Genomic DNA, 22,075 nt, shown 5'->3' on the forward strand with positions numbered 1-22,075 from the left:
TGAGCGACTTCGAAATGGTTTACCGCCCTTCCTCGAGGGCCTGGGCCAGCGGCACGTAGAACTCGTCGAACAAGGCATTCACCTCTTCGCGGGCCTGATCGGTGACGAATCCGGCTTCCAGCACCAGCACCTGATACACGCCACGCTTGATGGCCTGTTCGCTGAGGTGGTTGGAGTTTTCCCGGGTGGTGCACAGAAAACGCACCCACGAGGTGAGGATGATCCAGGCATTGATCGTCAGGGATTCGATCTGCACCCGATCCATCTTGAGGATGCCGGCGGCGACGAAGCCCTCGTAGATCGCCATGCCCTGGATCACGCAGCGCTGGGAGAAACGCCGGTAGCGCGCGGCCAGGTCCGGGTCGCTGTCGAGCAGGTGCTCGAGATCGCGATGCAGAAAGCGGTAGCCCCACATCGCCGACAGCAACTCCTTGAGGTAATAGCGCTTGTCTTCGACCGTGGCGGCGCGCCCCTGCGGCGGGCGCAGAAAGCTGTCCACAAGGCTCTCGTACTCACTGAACAGCACGGCGATGATCGCCTGCTTGTTGGGGAAGTGGTAGTACAGGTTGCCCGGAGAAATCTCCATGTGCGCGGCAATGTGATTGGTGCTGATGCTGCGCTCGCCCTGCTGATTGAACAGTTCGAGGCTGTTCTGCACGATGCGCTCGCTGGTTTTTATTCGTGGGGCCATGGCTTGAGCTTTAATTCAGAGTGCGGTGAGGGGCATCTTACGACCTAACCGGAACTTGATAAAACAAAGCTGTGTCGGGAAGTCATTTGACTTTCTAGAGCATAGACTCTAGAAAGTCATCACTACAATAAATCCGGAGCCGACCATGACTGCCGACATTGCTTATCTGCAAACGCTGCAACAGCCTCTGGAAGAGCTTGATCGGCTGTTCGCGGCACAACGCGCCGCCTATGCCGCCAACCCCATGCCAGCGGCAGAACAACGCCAACAGTGGCTCAAGGCGTTGCGTGAGTTGCTCAGCAACGAGCGGCAGGCGCTGGTCGATGCCATCAGCGCGGATTTCAGTCATCGCAGCGCTGATGAAACCCTGCTTGCCGAGCTGATGCCCAGCCTGCACGGCATCCATTACGCCAGCCGCCACCTCAAGGGCTGGATGAAGTCGTCGCGGCGCAAAGTCGGCATGGCCTTCCAGCCGGCGTCGGCCAAGGTCGTGTACCAGCCGCTCGGGGTGGTCGGCATCATCGTCCCGTGGAACTACCCGTTGTATCTGGCCATCGGTCCACTGGTCGGCGCACTGGCGGCGGGTAACCGGGTGATGCTCAAGCTCAGCGAATCGACCCCGGCCACCGGCCAGTTGCTCAAGACGCTGCTGGGGCGGATTTTCCCCGAAGACCTGGTCTGCGTGGTGCTCGGCGAGGCCGACATCGGCGTGGCGTTTTCCCGTCTGCGCTTTGATCACCTGCTGTTCACCGGCGCCACCAGCATCGGCAAACACGTGATGCGTGCGGCGGCGGAAAACCTGACCCCGGTGACCCTCGAACTGGGCGGCAAGTCCCCGGCCATCGTTTCCCGCGACGTGCCGCTCAAGGACGCCGCCGAACGCATCGCCTTCGGCAAGACCCTGAATGCCGGCCAGACCTGCGTTGCCCCCGATTACGTGCTGGTGCCGCAAGACCGCGTCGGTGCGTTCGTCGAAGCCTATCGCCAGGTAGTGAACAATTTCTATCCAACCCTCGCTGACAACCCGGACTACACCGCGATCATCAACGAGCGCCAAATGGCCCGGCTCAACGGTTATGTCAGCGACGCCACGAGCAAGGGCGCGCTGCTGATCCCGCTGTTCGAACAGGGCCAGGGCCGGCGCATGCCGCACAGCCTGCTGCTCAACGTCACTGACGAGATGACCGTGATGCAGGACGAAATCTTCGGCCCGTTGCTGCCGATCGTGCCGTATCAGGATCTCGATCAGGCGTTTGCCTACATCAATCAACGCCCGCGACCTCTGGCGCTTTATTACTTTGGCTACGACAAGCGCGAACAAAACCGCGTGCTGCACGAAACCCATTCCGGTGGCGTGTGCCTGAACGACACCCTGCTGCACGTGGCGCAGGATGACATGCCATTCGGCGGCATCGGCCCGTCGGGCATGGGCCACTATCACGGCCACGAAGGTTTCCTGACTTTCAGCAAGGCCAAGGGCGTGCTGATCAAACAGCGCTTCAATGCCGCGAAGCTGATCTACCCGCCTTACGGCAAATCGATCCAGAAACTGATCCAGAAGCTGTTCATCCGCTAATCGTCGTCACCGCCGGGTAATAACAACAATGCACCCAAGCCTGACCGAAACACCTGCCCTGTCACGCCGTGGCCTGCTGAAATTCAGCCTCGGCGCCACAGCATTTCTCGCCACCGCCGGCCTCGGCGCCAGCCTCAGTGGTTGTTCATCGAGTGTCGCGGCCAATGGCTTCGTCACCCTGCGCGACGGCGACCTGCTGTTTCTGCGCGCACTGATTCCGGTGATGCTCGAAGGCGCCGTGGCGAGCGAAAAAATGCCCGGCGCGGTGGATGGGACCTTGAAGTCGCTGGATTACAGCCTCGATCGACTGTCGCCAGAGATGCTCAAACTCACCCGGCAATTGTTCGATGTGCTCGGCATGGCGGTCACCCGCGGGCCGCTCACGGGCATTTGGGGCAGCTGGGAAAACGCCAGCCCCGAGGCGATGCGCAACTTCCTCGAGCGCTGGCAGAACAGTTCATTGAGCCTGTTGCGCATGGGCCACAGCTCATTGCAGCAGATGGTGATGATGGCCTGGTACACCCGCGCCGAGTCCTGGGGCCATTGCGGTTATCCCGGCCCGCCTACTGTTTGAAACCGAGTCGGGCCCTTCGCGAGCAAGCTCGCTCCCACAAGGGAATGCATTTCAATGTGGGAGCGGGCTTGCTCGCGAAGGCGCCAGCCGGCACACCACCGCACCCAGAATAATAAAGAGAACCTGATCAATGCCCGTACCCGACCCGTTCCGCGAAGGCCTCGCCCGTGGCTGGAAAACCTACAACGGCGCACAACTGACCGGCGACCTGACGCTGGAAGCCGACGTGGCCATCATCGGCAGCGGTGCCGGTGGCGGCACCACCGCAGAAATCCTCAGCGCCGCCGGCTACAAGGTGCTGCTGATCGAGGAAGGCCCGCTCAAGACCAGCTCCGACTTCAAGATGCTCGAAGACCAGGCCTACAGCAGCCTCTATCAGGAAGGCATCGGCCGCATGAGCAAGGACGGCGCGATCACCATCCTCCAGGGCCGTGCGGTGGGCGGCACCACGCTGATCAACTGGACATCGAGCTTCCGCACACCCGAGCCGACCCTCGAACACTGGGCGAAAGAGCACAACGTCAAAGGCCACAGCCCTGCCGAAATGGCGCCATGGTTCGAGAAAATGGAACAGCGTCTGGGCGTCGCGCCGTGGATGGTTCCGCCCAATGCCAACAACGACGTAATCCGCAAAGGCTGTGAACAACTCGGCTACAGCTGGCACGTGATCCCGCGCAACGTGCGCGGCTGCTGGAACCTCGGTTACTGCGGCATGGGCTGCCCGACCAACGCCAAGCAGTCGATGATGGTCACGACCATCCCGGCAACCCTGGAAAAGGGCGGCGAGTTGCTGTACCTGGCCCGCGCGGAAAAACTGCTGATCAGCGGCGACAAGATCACCGGCCTGCAATGCGTGGCGATGGACGAACGTTGCGTCGCGCCGACCGGACGCAAAATCACGATCAAGGCGCGGCATTACGTGCTGGCCGGTGGTGGCATCAACAGTCCTGCCCTGTTGCTGCGCTCGGATGCACCGGATCCGCATCAGCGCCTCGGCAAACGTACCTTTCTGCATCTGGTGAACATGTCCGCTGGGCGTTTCGACGAAGTGATCAACCCGTTCTACGGCGCGCCGCAGTCGATCTACTCGGATCATTTCCAATGGAAGGACGGCACCAGCGGGCCGATGGGCTACAAACTCGAAGTGCCGCCGCTGCAACCCGCGCTGGCGGCGACGCTGCTCGGTGGCTTCGGCCAGCAGAACGCCGAACACATGGCTGATCTGCCGCACACCCACGCGATGCTCGCGTTGCTGCGCGACGGTTTCCATCCGGACAGCCCCGGCGGCAGTGTCGAGTTGCGCGGCGATGGCTCGCCAGTGCTTGACTATCAGGTCTCCCCTTACGCCTGGGAAGGCCTGCGCCGCGCCTTTCACAGCATGGCCGAGATCCAGTTTGCCGGCGGCGCCAAAGCCGTGATGCCGATGCACGCCGATGCGCGCTACGTGAAAACCCTGGCCGAAGCCCGCACGCTGATCAACGGTCTGAGCCTTGAGCTGTATCGCACGCGCCTGGGCAGTGCTCACGTGATGGGCGGTTGTGCGATGGGCGAAGACCCGAAAAGCGCGGTCACCGACAGCCTCGGTCGGCATCATCAACTGAGCAATCTGTCGATTCACGATGGCTCGCTGTTCCCCACCAGCATTGGCGCCAACCCGCAATTGTCGGTGTATGGCCTGACAGCGCAATTGGCGACATCCCTCGCCGATCGACTGAGAAATCCGTGAAAAAACCGGTTTATCGCGGCGTCTATAGTGCTTTCTTACCCAACAGGCGACTTGGCCGACCGGGACGGCTGCGATACCATCCGACTCCCCAACGGACTCCCGCCAGGACGACGCGATGAACCGAGTGTTGTACCCAGGTACCTTCGACCCTATTACCAAGGGCCATGGCGATCTGGTCGAACGCGCCTCGCGCCTGTTCGATCACGTGATCATTGCGGTCGCCGCCAGCCCCAAGAAAAACCCGCTGTTCCCGCTGGAACAACGGGTTGAACTGGCTCGCGAGGTCACCAAGCACCTGCCCAACGTCGAAGTGGTCGGCTTCTCGACGCTGCTGGCGCATTTCGCCAAAGAGCAGAACGCCAATGTGTTCCTGCGTGGCCTGCGTGCGGTGTCGGACTTCGAATACGAATTCCAGCTGGCCAACATGAACCGCCAACTGGCCCCGGACGTGGAGAGTCTGTTTCTTACTCCGTCCGAGCGTTATTCGTTCATTTCCTCGACCCTGGTGCGGGAAATTGCGGCGCTGGGCGGCGATATCAGCAAATTCGTCCACCCCGCCGTGGCTGACGCGCTGACCCTGCGCTTCAAAAAGTAGGCGCTGCCGAAGGCTGCGATCTTTGTTTTTTGATCGCAGCTGTCTGTGCCCTTGATCGCAGCCGCGTGCACTGCGCTCGCCAATGCGGCACAATTGCGCGCATTGATTGATAGCGCCCGGGCCTGCCGCCCCGGCTGGAGTTAGCATGTCCCTGATCATCACCGACGATTGCATCAACTGCGACGTCTGCGAACCCGAGTGCCCGAACGCCGCCATTTCCCAAGGCGAAGAGATCTACGTGATCGACCCGAACCTGTGCACCCAGTGCGTCGGCCACTACGACGAACCGCAGTGCCAGCAGGTCTGCCCGGTGGATTGCATTCCACTGGACGAGGCGCATCCAGAGACTGAAGAACAGTTGATGGAGAAGTACCGCAAGATCACCGGCAAGGCCTGAGTTCTTCAGCGCCTGTTCCGACGCCATCGCGGGCAAGCCCGCTCCCACAGGGTTGTGTGGTGATACACAAATCGTGTGAACACCGAAATCCTTGTGGGAGCGGGCTTGCCCGCGATGAGGCCATCAATAACACCACTGATCTCGGATCAGCTCACTCACGCTGCTCAAACCCCTCCCCCGTACACCCCAAACACCGCACAAACGCAGCTTTCGCCGGGTCCACCACCAACGCCTGCCCCGCATCGCCCACCCCGCCACCCAGCGCGGTGAACGGCAATGACACCACAAACACCCCCGCACCCAGTACTGTTGCCACCACCAATAAAGGCCGGGCAATCAGCAAATCGCCAATCATGGCGTAGGCGGGAGGGTTCTGGATGGCGTAGCGCGGATCACCGCTGCCGTTTTCCGCGGCCTGAACAGCCAGGCTGGAACACAGCAGCAGTGTGGCAAACAGGACTTGCAAGGACTTCATGGCACGATCCTTCGGGCTGAACAGTGAGACAACTCACTATAGACCGTAGGACTTTTTCAGCTTTTTGCCTCAGGTCTGGCAACGCGGACAGAACACACTGGCCCGTTGACCGAGCTTCACTTCGCGCAGGCCGGTGCCGCAGACCTTGCAGTGCTCACCGCCGCGACCATAGACAAACAGTTCCTGCTGGAAGTAGCCGGGCTGCCCGTCGCCGCCGATGAAATCCCGCAACGTAGTGCCGCCGCGCTCAATGGCTGCGGCCAGGATGCGTTTGATCTCGATCGCCAGCTTCAGATACCGCGCCCGGGAGATGCTTTTGGCCTCACGGCGTGGATCGATGCCGGCGGCAAACAGCGCTTCGGTCGCGTAAATATTGCCGACACCCACCACCACCGCGTTGTCCATGATGAACGGCTTGACCGCCATCGAACGCCCGCGCGACAACTGGAACAGCCGTTCGCCGTCGAACAGATCGGTCAATGGCTCCGGCCCGAGGCGAATCAGCAACTCGTGATTGAGCGGATCGGTACTCCACAGCATCGCGCCGAAACGGCGTGGATCGGTGTAGCGCAGCGCCAGACCGGATTCCAGTTCGATATCGACGTGTTCATGCTTGAGCGCCGGCAACCCGACTTCCACCAGCCGCAAGTTGCCCGACATGCCCAGATGGCTGATCAAAGTGCCGACTTCGGCATTGATCAACAGGTACTTGGCGCGCCGCTCGACCAGCACGATGCGCTGCCCGGAGAGGCGCACATCGAGGTCTTCGGGGATCGGCCAGCGCAGCCGGCGGTCACGCACGATCACCCGGCTGACGCGTTGGCCTTCCAGGTGCGGAGCAATGCCCCGGCGGGTGGTTTCGACTTCCGGCAATTCAGGCATGGCGTTCTCGAATCAATGCGCGCCGAGGTCGCGGATCGTCTGTTTGAGGGTTTCGAAATCGTAGTCCGACAGGCCCACGTAATCGAGAATCAGCGCGCCGATGCTGTTCCATTCGTGGTCTTCGGTCTGATTGCCCAATACCCGGTAAGACGCACAGATGTGCTCGGCCATCTTCAGGATCGCCAGCAGATTCTTCATCTGGCTGTTGCGCGAGGACTCGTCGCTGAAGATTGCCAGCGCATTGTGGTGATTGGCGATCGCCGTGCTGACGTGTTCCGGCAGGCGCCACGACTTGGCGGTGTAGTAGCCGACCACGGCGTGATTGGTATTGAACTCGGCGTTCTCGGTATCCACCACCCGGCATTCGGCGCTGGCGTTGGCGTAAGCTTTTTCCAGTACCGACATGTAATTGGGGAAGCGTTGCAGCATCAATGGCACACCGCAGTCGTGGAACAGGCCCAAGGCGTAGGCTTCATCGCCAGCCTGGGTGCCGATGCGCTTGGCCAGGGTCAGACAGGTCATCGCCACGTCCTGGGCGGTGTCCCAGAAACGGTTGAGGGTGACGATGGTGTCGTCGTTCATCTCGCCCTTGATCGACTGCGCGTTGATCAGGTTGATGATCGACCGACTGCCCAACAGATTCACCGCGCGCTGGATCGAAGTGATCTTGTTGCTCAGGCCGTAATACGGCGAGTTGACGATTTTCAGCAGAGAACCGGACAGGCCGGGATCCTGGGCGATCAGCTTGGCGATCACCTCCAGATCCGGGTCGGGCATGTACTGCTCCATTTGCAGATCCACCATGATCTGCGGCTGCGCGGGCACGCTGATGCCTTGCAGGGATTGTTGAATCTGTTCGGTGGTCAGCTCTTGGGACATAAGTACACACTCTGGGACAGGCGGCGATTCTAACCTCTAAAAACCGCACGAAGACACACCAGTGGGCAATTGTCAGGAACTTTCATTCACGCTCAGGCTTCGGACTTTGTAAGGCCGACCGGACAATCAAGCACCGGCTCGGCGGTAATTTCCCGCAGACTCAGGAGCTTATCGATGGCTACTTCCCTCACTGGCAAACGCGTCGCCATTTTAGTAACAGACGGTTTCGAACAGGTCGAACTGACCGGGCCAAAACAAGCACTGGAGCAGGCCGGCGCTCAGGTCGACATCCTTTCGGCCGAGGCCGGCAAGGTCAAAGGTTGGAACCACGACAAGCCGGCGGATGACTTCAAGGTCGATCAGACCTTCCAAGGCGCCAGCAGCGAGCAATACGACGCGATCGTCCTGCCGGGCGGCGTGCAGAACTCCGACACCATCCGCATCGATCAGGACGCCCAGCACCTGGTCAAGACCGGCGCCTCCGCCGGTAAACCGATCGCGGTGATCTGCCACGGCAGCTGGCTGCTGATTTCCGCCGGGCTGGTCAATGGCAAGACCATGACCAGTTTCAAGACACTCAAGGATGACCTGGTGAATGCCGGCGCCAACTGGGTCGATAAAGAAGTGGTCAAGGACGGCCACCTGATCAGCAGCCGCCAGCCGGACGATATTCCAGCGTTCAGCCGTGAGTTGATCGACGCGCTGTCGGCCTGACCCGCCTCTGTGGCGAGGGAGCTTGCTCCCGCTCGGCTGCGCAGCAGTCGCAAGCCCTGCCAACCGGTTCTTCCTGATGAATCGAGTTGCATGAATTGGGGCCGCTTCGCAGCCCGGCGGGAGCAAGCTCCCTCGCCACATGTCCAGCGCTGAACCTGCACACGCATCAACACGGTATACTCCCGCTCTTTTTTCCGGAGCGACGTCATGTCCCTGCCTAGCCTGCGCCTCAAAGCCAACGCCGACCGTCGCCTGCGCAACGGCCACTTGTGGGTCTACAGCAACGAAATCGATGTGGCCGCCACGCCACTGCACGGCTTCAAGGCCGGCGATCAGGCAATCCTCGAAGCCGCTGGCGGCAAGCCGCTGGGCGTAGTCGCGATGAGCCCGAACAACCTGATCTGCGCGCGTCTGCTGTCACGCGACATCAAACTGGCGCTGGACAAGTCGCTGCTGGTGCACCGCCTGAACGTGGCCCTGTCGCTGCGCGAGCGCCTGTTCGACAAGCCGTTCTACCGCCTGGTCTACGGTGACTCCGACCTGCTGCCAGGCTTGGTAGTCGACCGTTTCGGCGACATCCTCGTGGTGCAGATCGCCTCGGCGACCATGGAAGCGCATAAAGATGACGTGATTGCAGCGCTGACCCAAGTGCTCAAGCCAAGCGGCATTCTGTTCAAGAACGATTCTGCCGCACGTGATGCCGAAGGCCTCAACCGCTACGTCGAAACCGTGTTCGGCCTGGTGCCGGAATGGGTCGCACTGGAAGAGAACGGCGTGAAGTTCGAAGCGCCGGTCATTGGTGGCCAGAAAACCGGCTGGTTCTACGACCACCGCATGAACCGCGCCCGCCTCGCACCTTACGCCAAAGGCAAACGCGTCCTCGACCTCTATAGCTACATCGGTGGCTGGGGCGTGCAGGCTGCCGCGTTCGGCGCCAGCGAAGTGTTCTGCGTCGACGCATCGGGCTTCGCCCTCGACGGCGTTGAGCGTAACGCCACGCTGAACGGCTTCGCCGACAAGATGACCTGCATCGAAGGCGACGTCTTCGAAGCGCTGAAGGAACTCAAGGCCAGCGAAGAACGTTTCGACGTGATCGTTGCCGACCCGCCAGCGTTCATCAAGCGCAAGAAAGACATGAAGAATGGCGAAGGTGCCTACCGTCGTCTGAACGAGCAAGCCATGCGCCTGCTGACCAAGGACGGCATTCTGGTGAGCGCTTCGTGCTCCATGCACCTGCCGGAGGACGATCTGCAAAACATCCTGCTGACCAGCGCCCGTCACCTGGACCGCAACATCCAGATGCTCGAGCGCGGCGGTCAGGGCCCGGATCACCCGGTACACCCGGCCATCGCCGAGACCCGCTACATCAAGAGCATCACCTGCCGCCTGCTGCCGAACAGCTGATCGGCCCATGAACGGGGAGCCTGCGGGCTCCCCGTTGGCCTAACGACGATGCAATGTCGTCGAATTCACTTCCTTTTCCTACAACAAACTTCCTACCTGTACGCAGGACATTTCCCTGCGCGTTAAATTTCAAGAGTTAAAACTTACAAGCCCGCCTTTGCAACACGCCCACTCCGACAAAATTAATAGAAATTTCCTACCCAAGTATCGCTTGCCAATAATTCATTACAACCTATTATTAAGTTGTCACCACGACGGTGACATTCACTCTCAATGAACAAGGAGTTCATACTTATGAAAGCAATTACTCTGGAAACCAACCAAATCGCAAACCTGGCCTTCCTGGTTGCGCCTAAAGCCCGCTAAGTGAGCCAGAACGCTGGGGAGTGCCGGCACCCCAGCGTTCTTTCGACCCTTTTCCAGAGTGATCAATACAACATGCACATCAATCCTTATTTATTCATATTGCCGCGCACACCCGGACAAATCGTCTGGAACTATAAAGATCATACCCAACATGAACTTGACCTGACTTATTCTTGTCGACTTGCACAACTTATCAATAACCCGGAACAGTTCGACAGACGCAACATAATAGACTCACAACTTCTGAACGCGGGCATATTAACCGTTGCAAAAATAGACAGTCCGCCATGGGGCTGGGATGAATTGTCGAAGATTTATCATATCGGCACCCAGAACATTCCCTGCGAACAGATACCCCAGAATATTCAAGAGTGGTCCAGGCAATACCTGAACCATTGCAGCGCTGTGCTGACCACACCGGCACCTGCGCAAGATCGCCCGATCCAGCAAGACAAACCTCTGATCACCCTGCCCGCCTCTGCGGCCCTGACCGTCGCCAGCCTGGGCAATGTCCTGCGCCTGAGAAAAACCTGCCGCTCATTCACTGGCGCAGCGATCACCCTCAATGACGTCGGCACGCTGCTGTATCTCTCGCTGGGCTTTCTTCGCCATCGCGACAATGACCGCGACGAGAGCATCGCCGAAGGACTCGGCGCCCGTCGCAGCAGTCCTTCAGGTGGCGGGTTGAATGCCTGTGAAGGATTTCTTCTGGCACGCAATATCGAGGGCCTGGAACCGGGCATTTACGCCTATCACCCGGCAGAACATGCGCTCAGCCGGGTCAATCCATTGCCCGAACCCGCGCTCGGCCATTTGCTGGCGGGTCAGCACTTCATCAACAATCTGCCGCTGGGTCTGTTCATCACCGCTCGTTTCGACAAGCTCTGGTGGAAGTATGAACACTCGCGCGCCTATCGCATGGCGTTCGTCGAGGCCGGTCACTTGTCGCAGACCTTTCAACTGGTGGCCACGGCGCTGGGCCTGGGAACGTGGCTGACAGGGGCGTTTGCCGATCGTCAGGTCGAAGCCCTGCTCAAACTCGAAGGCAGCGCTGAACAACCATTGTTCTTTGTCGGCTGCGGTGCCAGTGACGGTCAGGCGATGTGTCAGGAAATGCGCGACCTGTTGCAGGAGACGCGTCCATGAGTGCGCCAACCGCGGATCAGCCCGAAGCGCCAGAGTCCTCGGCGCTTCGATTCACCCTCGGCGATTGGGACAACCACGCTTCGGTGCGCAACAGCCGGCACGCCTACCAGTTACCCGCAGACCTGCCGTTGCAACTGCAAACGCGCTTCTGGTTTCCGCCGGCATTCCTGCCGTACCTGTCCCACCCGGCCATCGAAGCCGCAGGCAGCAGGGTCATGCATCGGCTCGCAGCCAGTCACCTGGTGCACTTTCTCGACTACACCACGCTGCTCGAGCACCGCATCGTCAACCGCGCCGTGGAAACCATCGTCCACGGCGAGTTACCCGCATACATTCCTTCACGGATGAAAACCGCCGCGCTGCAGCTCTATACCGACGAGGGTTATCACGCGCTGTTCTCCCATCGTCTGGCCGAACAGATCGCCGAACTGCATGGTTTCACCGGTCGTCCGCAGATACCGCTGCGCATTACCCGCCTGACCGGTCAGATCGCCCGAACGCCGGAAAGCAAACGCCCGCTGGCATGGTTTCTGCTCGGTTTCGTTTCAGAAACCATCATTGCCCGGGAACTGCTGGATGTGTGTCGGGAAACGCTGGTCAGCAGCGTGAATGACATGTTGCGCGACCATCTCGCTGATGAAGCGCGCCACAGCCGGTTTTTTTCCGAGGTCTTCCACTACCTCTGGTTGACCCTGAACAGCCGCCAGCGCGCCTTCGCGGCCAGAACCTTGCTGGAGACCCTGGCGACCTTCTTCGAAGTCGACGAGCAATGGCTGCACCAAAGCCTGCGCCGTGCCGGCATTGGCGAAGGCGCAATCAGGGAAATCCTCGAAAGCCTGACCAACGAACAGGCCAGCCGTGAGCGTGCCAGATCCGGAGCAACGGCTACGCTTGCTGCACTCGAAAAAGCCGGATTCTTCGCGCTACCCAACAACCGCAAACTTTTCGCCAAGGCAGGACTGATCGATGCTTGAAGGAAGAACAGTGGTAACGACCCGACAACGACGCGGGGCGGTCAGCCTGCTTTTGGCCATGGTGCTGCTGGGGGTGTTTCCGCTGGACGTCCTGCTGCCGTCGTTCCCGGCGCTGGCTGAACACTTCGCCAGCACTCCGACCGACATCGCCCTGTCGATCAGCCTGTTCGCGGTGGGGATTGCCTTTGCCCAACTGTTGATCGGGCCGTTGTCCGACGTTATCGGGCGCAAGGGCTTGTTGCTCGCCGGCATGGCTGTCTCGATCCTCGGCGCCATCGGTTGTGTAATGACCAGTGACTACATGCTGTTCATGACCTTTCGCATCGTGCAGGCCATCGGTTGTGGCTGTTTCGTCCTGTCACAGGCTCTGGTGCAGGATCTGTTCGAGGGCGCCGAGCGTGATCGTCTGCGGATCCTGATGGTCACGGCATCGGGGATCTTTATCTCGATCTCACCGCTGGCCGGCACCTTTCTGCAGGCGACCCTGGGCTGGCGTGGCAGTTTCTGGCTGTTCATCGCTCTGGCAGTGGTGGTGTTGCTCAAGGCCTGGCTGTTTCTGGACGGTGGTCGGCCCGCCGTCAAAGCTACACCGCTCAACTTTCTCCGCGCCTATCGACGGGTGCTGGGGGATTTCGAGTTCGTCGGCTACTGGTTGATTTCGGCTTTCGCATTCGCCTGCCACTTCTCTTTCATCGTCATTTCGCCGCTGATCTTCATGGATCAATTGCAGCTCTCAGCCTACGACTTCTCGCTGATCCTGCTGATCTACGGTGCGGCCTATGTCACTGGCGGGATCGTCGCCACGCTGTTGAGCCGGCGAATCTCGCCCGGACAGCAAATGGTGGTCGGGCTGAGCCTGATCCTGCTGGCGGGGCTGGTGATGCTGTTCATGGCCAGGCACCTTGCGCTCTCGGCGGCCACGGTGCTGATTCCGATGTTGATCTGCACCGCCGGCACCACCATCGCACGCCCCGCAGCCACGTCGCGGGCCATGAGCCTGTTTCCCGAGAATGCCGGCACCTCGGCTTCGGCAGGCAGTACGATCATTTTCATTTGTGGTGGCTTGATCAGTGCCTTGATCAGCCTGAGCCCAAGCAACCTGCAAGCCACCCTCGGCTACTGTTTTGTCCTGCTCAGCGGCATCGCGCTGGCGTTGAACAAGCGGATCAGCCATCGCGCCAGCATCATTGAGAACGGCGCCGTCACGCCCTCTGGCAGCGATTGAGCCTGCCGGTCGTCATGCCACACGCACCGTCGGCACTGGAACAATGCTTTGCGCCATTCCCTCCAGACGCCAGCGGTGTAGAATCGGCTGATTCATCGCCATTCATCCCCCGGCGGGTTTATGAGCTCAGGCTGAGGCAAGCGGCGATCCCGCAAAGTCATCGGCAACATCCAGGACACACGGCCATTTCTGAGTGTTCCAGACGTCAATAGAAGCTCACTCCCTTTTGATACCTGATTAGCCGCCCGGAGTGCTCCATGCCAGATTACCGCTCGAAAACATCCACCCACGGCCGCAACATGGCCGGCGCCCGCGCACTGTGGCGTGCCACCGGGATGAAAGATGACGACTTCAAGAAGCCGATCATCGCCATTGCCAACTCCTTCACCCAGTTCGTGCCGGGCCACGTGCACCTCAAGGACCTCGGTCAACTGGTTGCCCGGGAAATCGAACGTGCCGGTGGCGTCGCGAAAGAATTCAACACCATCGCCGTGGATGACGGCATCGCCATGGGTCACGACGGCATGCTGTATTCGCTGCCGAGCCGCGAGATCATCGCCGACTCCGTCGAATACATGGTCAACGCTCACTGCGCCGACGCCATCGTCTGCATCTCCAACTGCGACAAGATCACCCCGGGCATGCTGATGGCCGCCCTGCGCCTGAACATTCCGGTGATCTTCGTCTCCGGCGGCCCGATGGAAGCCGGCAAGACCAAACTCGCTTCCCACGGCCTCGACCTCGTCGACGCCATGGTGATCGCCGCCGACTCCAGCGCTTCTGACGAGAAAGTCGCTGAATACGAACGTAGCGCCTGCCCGACCTGCGGCTCCTGCTCCGGCATGTTCACCGCCAACTCGATGAACTGCCTGACCGAAGCCCTCGGTCTCGCACTGCCGGGCAACGGTTCGACCTTGGCCACCCACAGCGACCGCGAGCAGCTGTTCCTGCAGGCCGGCCGCACCATCGTCGAGCTGTGCAAGCGTTACTACGGCGAGAACGATGAATCGGTACTGCCGCGCAACATCGCCAACTTCAAGGCGTTCGAGAACGCGATGATGCTCGACATCGCCATGGGCGGTTCGACCAACACCATCCTGCACTTGCTGGCTGCCGCCCAGGAAGCCGAGATCGATTTCGACCTGCGCGACATCGACCGTCTCTCGCGCAGCGTGCCGCAACTGTGCAAGGTCGCGCCGAACATCCAGAAGTACCACATGGAAGACGTGCACCGCGCTGGCGGCATCTTCAGCATCCTCGGTTCCCTGGCCCGTGGCGGCCTGCTGCACATCGACCTGCCGACCGTGCACAGCCGCAGCATGGAAGAAGCCATCGCCAAGTGGGACATTACCCAGACCACCGACGAAGCCGTGCATCACTTCTTCAAGGCCGGCCCGGCGGGCATCCCGACCCAGACCGCTTTCAGTCAATCGACCCGTTGGGAAACCCTCGACGACGACCGTGAAAACGGCTGCATCCGCAGCTTCGAACACGCCTATTCGAAAGAAGGCGGCCTGGCCGTGCTGTACGGCAACATCGCTCTCGACGGTTGCGTGGTGAAAACCGCCGGCGTCGACGAGTCGATCCATGTCTTCGAAGGCAACGCGAAGATCTTCGAAAGCCAGGACAGCGCCGTGCGCGGCATCCTCGCCGACGAAGTGAAGGAAGGCGACATCGTCATCATTCGCTACGAAGGCCCGAAAGGCGGCCCGGGCATGCAGGAAATGCTCTACCCGACGTCGTACCTGAAATCCAAAGGCCTGGGCAAAGCCTGTGCGTTGCTCACCGACGGGCGTTTCTCCGGCGGTACCTCCGGTCTGTCGATCGGCCACGCTTCGCCAGAGGCTGCGGCCGGCGGCGCGATCGGTCTGGTGCAGGACGGCGACAAAGTGCTGATCGACATCCCGAACCGCTCGATCAACCTGTTGGTCAGCGATGAAGAACTGGCTGCGCGCCGGGTCGAGCAGGACAAGAAAGGCTGGAAACCGGTCGAACAACGTCCACGCAAAGTGACCACCGCGCTGAAGGCCTACGCCCTGCTGGCGACCAGCGCCGACAAGGGTGCGGTGCGCAACAAGGCGATGCTCGACGGGCTGTAAGTTTTAGCCGCCGAATAAAAATGCCCCGCCAGTGCGGGGCATTTTTTTGCCTGATCGAATCAATGGGTGAACATGAGGGCCCCATCGCTGGCAAGCCAGCTCCCACAGGGATTTATGGTGCTCTCACCATTTGTGTTTGACCTTGGACCCTGTGGGAGCTGGCTTGCCAGCGATGGGAGCGACCCGGTCTTACTGAATTTCCTCGGGTTTAACGATCACCCAGTTTTTGTCCGCCGTCACCGGCAACCCTTCCTTGGCCTGCGCCGCCGCGTGCTTGGCCATCATGCCGTTGAGCTGGGTCATGTATTTGTCCTTGCGGTTGACCCACAGGTGAATGCCGCCCTTGGCTACATCCACATCGTGGAACAGCATGTAGCCGTCGCTGCTCGGGGTATCGCCGCCAATCAGTACCGGTTTTTTCCACTCGTCGATGTAGGTCAGGATCGCCGCGTGTTTGCCGGCCATCCAGGTTGCCGGGGTCCACAGGTACGGGGTCAGTTCGAGGCCGAGGTTGGCCTTCTCGTCATACTTGCCGGCGGTGATCTGCTTGCGCGCGGTCGTCAGCTCGCCGGTTTCGCGGTTCTTCAGCAACGTGGTCACGCCGATCACGTTCTGCGGTTTGACGTTGTAGCCGTACTTCGGATCAGCCGCGACCATACGCACCAGTTCCTCCGAGGCGGCGGTCATCACATAGACCTCAATGCCGTTCTCCATCAGCTTGTTGTACAGCTCGGCCTGGCCGGTGAAGACTTTCGGCGGCTGCACGTCGATGTTTTTCACTACATCGCCTTCGTAGTAGGTCGCCGGCACCGGTTTGCCAGACGCCATCAGCTCATCGACGTAGCCCTTGAGTTCCTTGAGAGTGAAGCCGGAGAACACCTGCGCTACCCACGGGTAGCAGACCATGTCATCGACTTCGCACAGGCGATAGTAGTAACTGAACAGGCTTTCCTTATGCTCGGCGGTGTCCTTGAACGGCATCAGTTTCAGCGAGGGATCGAGTTTGTCGCGGGTGATCAGGCCCTTGTTTTCCATGAACGGCAACAACGACTCTTCGAGGTCGTAGCGGTAACTGGTGTTGTCCATGTCGAACACCGCGTAGTTACCCTTGTTGGCATTGGCGGCGATCATCGCGTCGAGTGCCTTGGCCTGATCCGCCGGCCAGTGCTTCAGGTCGGTGGCGAATGCGTGAGCGGCCAAGCCCAATCCAAGAACCACAGCGAGCATTTTCGGTGCGAACTTCATCGGCGTTTTCTCCCTGACTGAAAGACATCGACGCTAACAAATAAGTGTGACAGTCCTCGTCTGTCAGCGACCGCTTACGTCTCCTCAACGCCAGTTGCATTGCCGAGAGCGACAAGCGCTTATTCCAAAAACGACGGACAACCTGCGATTTCGGTATTAATTCATTGGAAATCAAACTGTTAGGCTTGCCGGTTCGCAGTTGCCCAAGAAGGCGACTGGCACAAGTCTTATCGGAGTCTTCATGAATCTGCCGCTGATCCTCAATCTGCTGGTGTTCCTCGCCCTGCTCTTCGGTCTGGCGCAAACCCGCCACACGACGTGGAGCCTGGCGAAAAAAGTCCTGCTCGCGCTGGTGCTCGGCGTAGCGTTCGGCGTCGCCCTGCACACTGTTTACGGTGCCGGCAACCCGGTACTGAAAGCCTCGATCGGCTGGTTCGATCTGGTCGGCAACGGCTACGTGCAGCTGCTGCAAATGATCGTGATCCCGCTGGTGTTCGCCTCGATCCTCAGCGCGGTGGCGCGCCTGCACAACGCCTCGTCGCTGGGCAAGATCAGCTTCCTGACCATCGGCACCCTGCTGTTCACTACCGCGATCGCGGCGCTGATCGGTATCGGCCTGACCAACCTGTTCGGCCTCACCGCCGAAGGCCTGGTCGCCGGCACGCAGGAAATGGCCCGTCTGCAAACCATTCAGACCGACTACGCCGGCAAGGTCGCCGACCTGAATGTGCCGCAGCTGCTGCTGTCGTTCATTCCGCAGAACCCGTTCGCCGATCTGGCCCGGGCCAAGCCGACCTCGATCATCAGCGTGGTGATCTTCGCTGCGTTCCTGGGGGTTGCTGCGCTGCAACTGCTCAAGGATGACGTCGAAAAAGGTCAGAAAGTGATCAACGCCATCGACACCCTGCAAGCCTGGGTGATGCGTCTGGTGCGTCTGGTGATGAAGCTGACCCCGTACGGCGTGCTGGCGCTGATGACCAAAGTGGTGGCCGGTTCCAACCTGCAGGACATCATCAAGCTCGGCAGTTTCGTCGTGGTTTCGTACCTCGGTCTGGGCCTGATGTTTGTCGTGCATGGCCTGCTGGTGTCGGCCGCCGGGATCAACCCGCTGCGTTTCTTCCGCAAGATCTGGCCGGTGCTGACGTTTGCGTTCACCAGCCGCTCCAGCGCGGCGAGCATTCCGCTGAGCATCGAAGCGCAGACCCGTCGTCTGGGGATTCCGCAGTCGATCGCCAGTTTCGCCGCCTCGTTCGGTGCGACCATCGGCCAGAACGGTTGCGCCGGCCTGTACCCGGCAATGTTGGCGGTGATGGTTGCGCCAACGGTCGGCATCAACCCGCTGGACCCGCTGTGGATCGCGACGCTGGTGGCGATTGTGACGCTGAGTTCGGCCGGTGTGGCCGGGGTCGGTGGTGGCGCGACGTTTGCCGCACTGATCGTGCTGCCGGCGATGGGTTTGCCGGTGTCACTGGTGGCGTTGCTGATTTCGGTTGAGCCGCTGATCGACATGGGTCGTACGGCGTTGAACGTGAGTGGTTCGATCACCGCCGGTGCGATTACCAGTCAGGTGATGCAGCAGACGGACAAAGAACTGCTGGATGCGGATGAGCATGCGGAGCTTGCTCAGGCCTGACAGCAACACACACTTGTGGTGAGGGAGCTTGCTCCCGCTGGGTTGCGAAGCGACCCCAACATCTTGGGCCTGCTGCGCAGGCCAGCGGGAGCAAGCTCCCTCGCCACAGGTTAATCAAGCCTTTTCCCAGACTTCAAAGTTGTACGCAGGCTTGTCGCCCTCAGCCGGATTCGGCACGTTCGACACCAGCTTCCACTGGTTCAGATCGAACTCCGGAAACCACGCATCGCCTTCCGGGCTAAGCGCCACACGGGTCAGATACAGACGATCGGCCTGCGCCAGCCCTTGCGCATACAACTGCGCGCCGCCAATCAGCATCAACTCATCGACGCCCTGCGCTTTCGCCCACTCTTCGGCGCGCACCACCGCGGCTTCCAGCGACGGATAAACCTCCGCGCCTTCCAGCAGCAGATCCGGCTGACGGCTGACCACGATGTTCAAGCGGCCCGGCAGCGGACGGCCGAGGGAATCCCAGGTCTTGCGGCCCATGATGATCGGCTTGCCAAGGGTCGTGGCCTTGAAGTATTTGAAGTCCCCCGGCAGGTGCCAGGGCATGCTGTTATCGACGCCGATCACGCGGTTTTCACCGAGGGCTGCGATCAGGCTGAGGGGGAGTGATTTAGTCATGCCGGCGAGGATACCAGAGCCTCGCTTGACCCGATAAGCGCCACAGCGGTTATGCTCACTGCTCAATCGAGCAACGGAATGGCGCGTGACTGAACTGACTCCACTGCAAAACCTCTGGCTGACTGAAACCATCCGCCTGCGCGAAGAACACGCAGGTCCCCTGGAGGATCTGGAAGCCAATCGACTGGCCCGCGCGGCCGGCGGCGATCTGCCGGGCCGTATTCAGCGCCGCGCCGTGTGGCTGGCCGAGCGTGACGGGCTGAGCGCAGCACTCAAGCACTGGCTGCAAGGCGCGCGTCTGGCGCTGGTGCTGTTGGTGATTTTCGCGCTGCTGAGCGGTGCCGGTCTGGCCTTCGCCGCGCTGAGCCAGACACCGGTCAATGTATTCTGGGCCTTGGGCAGCCTGCTCGGATTGAACCTGATTCTGCTGCTGAGCTGGGCGCTGGGGCTGGTCTTTGCCGGCGAACACGGCGCCACCCTCGGCCGATTGTGGCTGTGGCTCAGTGAAAAACTCGCCCGTGACGCGAAAGCTGCGCAACTGGCGCCGGCCCTGCTGCTGATGTTGCAACGCAGGAAACTCAATCACTGGGTCCTCGGTACACTGGTCAATGGCCTGTGGTTGCTGGCGATGCTCAGCGCACTGGTGCTATTGCTGACGCTGATGGCGACCCGGCGCTACGGCTTCGTCTGGGAAACCACAATCCTCAGCGCCGACACCTTTATCAACCTGACCCAAGCCCTCGGCGCGCTGCCGGCGCTGCTCGGCTTCAACGTGCCGACCGTAGAGATGATCCGCGCCAGCGGCGCCGCCGCGCTGGACATCGAAAGCGCGCGACAGGCCTGGGCGACCTGGCTGGTCGGCGTGCTGGTGGTCTACGGCGTGCTGCCGCGCCTGCTGCTGGCCGCGTTGTGTTTCTGGCGCTGGAATCGCGGCAAAGCCGCGCTGACCCTGGACCTGAACCTGCCCGGTTATGCCCAGTTGCGCGAACGCCTGATGCCCACCAGCGAACGCTTGGGCATCAACGACGCCGCACCGCAGCAGTTGCATCGGGTCGAAAGCAGCGTCAGCGAACACGCCAGCGACGGCGCCCTGCTGGTCGGCATCGAACTCGACGATCAACGCTCGTGGCCGCCGGCCCTGCCGAAAACCGTGAGCAACGCCGGAATCCTCGACAGCCGCGAATCGCGCAACAAACTCCTGGAACAACTCAGTCGCTTCCCCCCGGCGCGTCTGCTGATCGCCTGCGATCCACGACGCTCGCCGGATCGCGGCAGCCTCGCGTTGATCGCCGAACTGGCGCGCAACGCCGGCGCCACCCGGGTCTGGCTGTTGCAAGCACCGCCCGGTGAAGCGCTGGACAGCGCCCGCCTCGGCGACTGGCATGTGGCGCTGCAACAACTGGAGCTGCCGTTCGCCGATTGCGCGCCGATGAACTGGCTGGAGAACGGTCATGACTGATGCCCACAAAGCGCCGCTGAAACTCGCGGTGGTCGGCCACACCAACGTCGGCAAGACTTCGCTGCTGCGCACCCTGACCCGCGACGTCGGCTTCGGCGAAGTCTCACACCGCCCGAGCACCACCCGGCATGTCGAAGGGGCGCGGTTGTCGGTGGACGGTGAGCCGCTGCTCGATCTCTACGACACGCCAGGGCTGGAAGACGCCATTGCCCTGCTGGATTTCCTCGAGCGTCTGGAGCGGCCCGGCGAACGCCTCGACGGCCCGGCGCGACTGGCACGGTTTCTCGACGGCAGCGAGGCGCGCCAGCGTTTCGAACAGGAAGCCAAAGTGCTGCGGCAACTGCTCGCCTCTGACGCCGGCCTGTATGTGATCGACGCCCGCGAACCGGTGCTGGCCAAATATCGCGACGAACTGGAAGTGCTCGCCAGTTGCGGCAAACCACTGCTGCCGGTGCTGAACTTCGTCAGCAGCGCCAATCATCGCGAGCCGGATTGGCGCGAAGCGTTGGCGCGGCTTGGCCTGCATGCGCTGGTGCGCTTCGACAGCGTGGCGCCGCCGGAAGATGGCGAGCGGCGCCTGTACGAAAGCCTCGCGCTGCTCTTGGAAAACGCCCGTCCGCAACTGGAACGTCTGATCGCCGATCAACAGGCCCAGCGTCTTGCCCGCCAGCAAAGTGCGGCGCGCCTGATCGCTGAACTGCTGATCGATTGCGCGGCGTGCCGGCGCAGTGTGGTCAGCGAGGCCGAGCAGGAACAGCAAGCCATCAGCGACCTGCGCAAAGCCGTGCGCCAGCGCGAACAGAAATGCGTCGAGGCATTGCTCAAGCTCTACGCGTTTCGCCCGCAGGACGCGGCGGCCAGTGACTTGCCGCTGCTGGATGGGCGTTGGGGCGATGACCTGTTCAACCCGGAAACCCTGAAGCAACTCGGCGTGCGTGTTGGCGGCGGAATTGCAGCAGGCGCTGCAGCCGGGGCTGGCGTGGATTTGCTGGTGGGCGGGATTACCCTCGGTGCGGCGGCATTGGCCGGTGCGATTGCCGGCGGCGCGCTACAGACTGCGCGCAGTTATGGCAGCCGCCTGCTCGGCAAGATCAAGGGCCAGCGCGAATTGACCGTGGATGACGGGGTGTTGCGGTTATTGGCGCTGCGTCAGCGGCAGTTGCTGCTGGCGCTCGATCAGCGCGGGCATGCAGCCATGGACGCGATTCAGGTCGCCACCCCGCAGGACAAGACCTGGCGCGAGGGCAAGTTGCCGGATGCGCTGAGCAAGGCGCGGGCGCATCCGCAGTGGTCTTCGCTCAATCCGCAAGCGAAGTTGAATCAGGCGGAGCGGCAGGAGCAGATTGAGTCTCTGGCTGCAGATCTGTAGCGCCCGGACTGACGCTATC

General features: G+C 61.1%; 20 protein-coding genes. 14 read left to right on the forward strand and 6 right to left on the reverse strand.

Going from position 1 to position 22,075, the window contains the following annotated elements; translation table 11 throughout:
* Positions 1-19 precede the first annotated feature (19 nt).
* Positions 20-691 (reverse strand): TetR/AcrR family transcriptional regulator, encoded by a 672-nt coding sequence (locus ABV589_RS13025; protein ID WP_007964152.1) that lies wholly within the window; start codon positions 689-691, stop codon positions 20-22.
* Positions 692-836: 145 nt separating this feature from the next.
* Between ABV589_RS13025 and ABV589_RS13030 the strand changes: the two genes are divergently transcribed.
* From ABV589_RS13030 to ABV589_RS13050, 5 genes are all read left to right on the forward strand, one after another.
* Positions 837-2,267, forward strand: coding sequence for a coniferyl aldehyde dehydrogenase (locus ABV589_RS13030; RefSeq protein ID WP_367086090.1), 1,431 nt, complete (start codon positions 837-839; stop codon positions 2,265-2,267).
* Positions 2,268-2,295: 28 nt separating this feature from the next.
* Positions 2,296-2,841, forward strand: coding sequence for a twin-arginine translocation pathway signal protein (locus ABV589_RS13035; protein WP_367086091.1), 546 nt, complete (start codon positions 2,296-2,298; stop codon positions 2,839-2,841).
* Positions 2,842-2,971: 130 nt separating this feature from the next.
* A complete protein-coding gene (locus ABV589_RS13040) occupies positions 2,972-4,567 on the forward strand; it encodes a GMC family oxidoreductase (RefSeq protein ID WP_367086092.1) in 1,596 nt (531 codons plus the stop codon).
* A 115-nt stretch (positions 4,568-4,682) separates the two neighbouring features.
* Positions 4,683-5,162, forward strand: a complete 480-nt coding sequence (coaD, locus tag ABV589_RS13045) for a pantetheine-phosphate adenylyltransferase (protein ID WP_003229157.1) — start codon at positions 4,683-4,685, stop codon at positions 5,160-5,162.
* Between the two features lie 145 nt (positions 5,163-5,307).
* The gene (locus ABV589_RS13050) at positions 5,308-5,559 is read left to right on the forward strand and encodes a YfhL family 4Fe-4S dicluster ferredoxin (protein ID WP_003195146.1); all 252 of its coding nucleotides are present in this window, start codon (positions 5,308-5,310) and stop codon (positions 5,557-5,559) included.
* Between the two features lie 151 nt (positions 5,560-5,710).
* Here ABV589_RS13050 and ABV589_RS13055 read toward each other — a convergent pair whose 3' ends face one another.
* From ABV589_RS13055 to ABV589_RS13065, 3 genes are all read right to left on the reverse strand, one after another.
* Positions 5,711-6,034: a multidrug transporter gene (locus ABV589_RS13055; protein ID WP_210556420.1), complete on the reverse strand. Its 324-nt coding sequence runs from the start codon at positions 6,032-6,034 to the stop codon at positions 5,711-5,713.
* A gap of 69 nt (positions 6,035-6,103) precedes the next feature.
* Positions 6,104-6,916, reverse strand: coding sequence for a bifunctional DNA-formamidopyrimidine glycosylase/DNA-(apurinic or apyrimidinic site) lyase (gene mutM, locus ABV589_RS13060; RefSeq protein ID WP_003229159.1), 813 nt, complete (start codon positions 6,914-6,916; stop codon positions 6,104-6,106).
* 12 nt (positions 6,917-6,928) lie between these two features.
* Positions 6,929-7,741, reverse strand: a complete 813-nt coding sequence (locus tag ABV589_RS13065) for an HDOD domain-containing protein (protein ID WP_177325698.1) — start codon at positions 7,739-7,741, stop codon at positions 6,929-6,931.
* Between the two features lie 228 nt (positions 7,742-7,969).
* Between ABV589_RS13065 and ABV589_RS13070 the strand changes: the two genes are divergently transcribed.
* From ABV589_RS13070 to ilvD, 6 genes are all read left to right on the forward strand, one after another.
* Positions 7,970-8,509 carry a type 1 glutamine amidotransferase domain-containing protein gene (locus tag ABV589_RS13070; RefSeq protein WP_367086093.1) on the forward strand — a complete coding sequence of 180 codons (540 nt, stop codon included), beginning with the start codon at positions 7,970-7,972 and terminating at the stop codon, positions 8,507-8,509.
* A 207-nt stretch (positions 8,510-8,716) separates the two neighbouring features.
* Entirely contained in the window at positions 8,717-9,913 is a 1,197-nt protein-coding gene (locus tag ABV589_RS13075) for a class I SAM-dependent rRNA methyltransferase (RefSeq protein ID WP_367086094.1), read from the forward strand.
* Between the two features lie 438 nt (positions 9,914-10,351).
* Positions 10,352-11,425, forward strand: coding sequence for a SagB family peptide dehydrogenase (locus ABV589_RS13080; protein WP_367086095.1), 1,074 nt, complete (start codon positions 10,352-10,354; stop codon positions 11,423-11,425).
* Positions 11,422-12,399 carry a diiron oxygenase gene (locus tag ABV589_RS13085; protein ID WP_367086096.1) on the forward strand — a complete coding sequence of 326 codons (978 nt, stop codon included), beginning with the start codon at positions 11,422-11,424 and terminating at the stop codon, positions 12,397-12,399. Before ABV589_RS13080 ends, ABV589_RS13085 begins: the two co-directional genes overlap by 4 nt.
* Positions 12,392-13,624: an MFS transporter gene (locus ABV589_RS13090; RefSeq protein ID WP_367086097.1), complete on the forward strand. Its 1,233-nt coding sequence runs from the start codon at positions 12,392-12,394 to the stop codon at positions 13,622-13,624. The genes ABV589_RS13085 and ABV589_RS13090 overlap by 8 nt, the downstream gene beginning before the upstream one ends.
* Positions 13,625-13,881: 257 nt before the next feature.
* The gene (gene ilvD / locus ABV589_RS13095; RefSeq protein ID WP_367086098.1) at positions 13,882-15,723 is read left to right on the forward strand and encodes a dihydroxy-acid dehydratase; all 1,842 of its coding nucleotides are present in this window, start codon (positions 13,882-13,884) and stop codon (positions 15,721-15,723) included.
* A 189-nt stretch (positions 15,724-15,912) separates the two neighbouring features.
* Here ilvD and ABV589_RS13100 read toward each other — a convergent pair whose 3' ends face one another.
* Positions 15,913-16,968, reverse strand: coding sequence for a haloacid dehalogenase-like hydrolase (locus tag ABV589_RS13100; protein ID WP_367086099.1), 1,056 nt, complete (start codon positions 16,966-16,968; stop codon positions 15,913-15,915).
* A gap of 241 nt (positions 16,969-17,209) precedes the next feature.
* Here ABV589_RS13100 and ABV589_RS13105 point away from each other — a divergent pair, with 241 nt between their 5' ends.
* Positions 17,210-18,601: an L-cystine transporter gene (locus tag ABV589_RS13105; protein ID WP_253150820.1), complete on the forward strand. Its 1,392-nt coding sequence runs from the start codon at positions 17,210-17,212 to the stop codon at positions 18,599-18,601.
* Positions 18,602-18,715: 114 nt separating this feature from the next.
* Here the strand turns inward: ABV589_RS13105 and ABV589_RS13110 are convergent, their stop codons facing one another.
* The gene (locus tag ABV589_RS13110) at positions 18,716-19,228 is read right to left on the reverse strand and encodes a dihydrofolate reductase (protein ID WP_098966109.1); all 513 of its coding nucleotides are present in this window, start codon (positions 19,226-19,228) and stop codon (positions 18,716-18,718) included.
* Positions 19,229-19,313: 85 nt separating this feature from the next.
* Here ABV589_RS13110 and ABV589_RS13115 point away from each other — a divergent pair, with 85 nt between their 5' ends.
* Together ABV589_RS13115 and ABV589_RS13120 are read left to right on the forward strand one after the other, a co-directional pair.
* A complete protein-coding gene (locus ABV589_RS13115; protein WP_367086100.1) occupies positions 19,314-20,687 on the forward strand; it encodes a DUF2868 domain-containing protein in 1,374 nt (457 codons plus the stop codon).
* Positions 20,680-22,056, forward strand: coding sequence for a GTPase/DUF3482 domain-containing protein (locus ABV589_RS13120; RefSeq protein ID WP_367086101.1), 1,377 nt, complete (start codon positions 20,680-20,682; stop codon positions 22,054-22,056). Before ABV589_RS13115 ends, ABV589_RS13120 begins: the two co-directional genes overlap by 8 nt.
* Positions 22,057-22,075 lie beyond the last annotated feature (19 nt).

This window comes from Pseudomonas sp. HOU2 (assembly GCF_040729435.1).
Taxonomy (GTDB): Bacteria; Pseudomonadota; Gammaproteobacteria; order Pseudomonadales; family Pseudomonadaceae; genus Aquipseudomonas.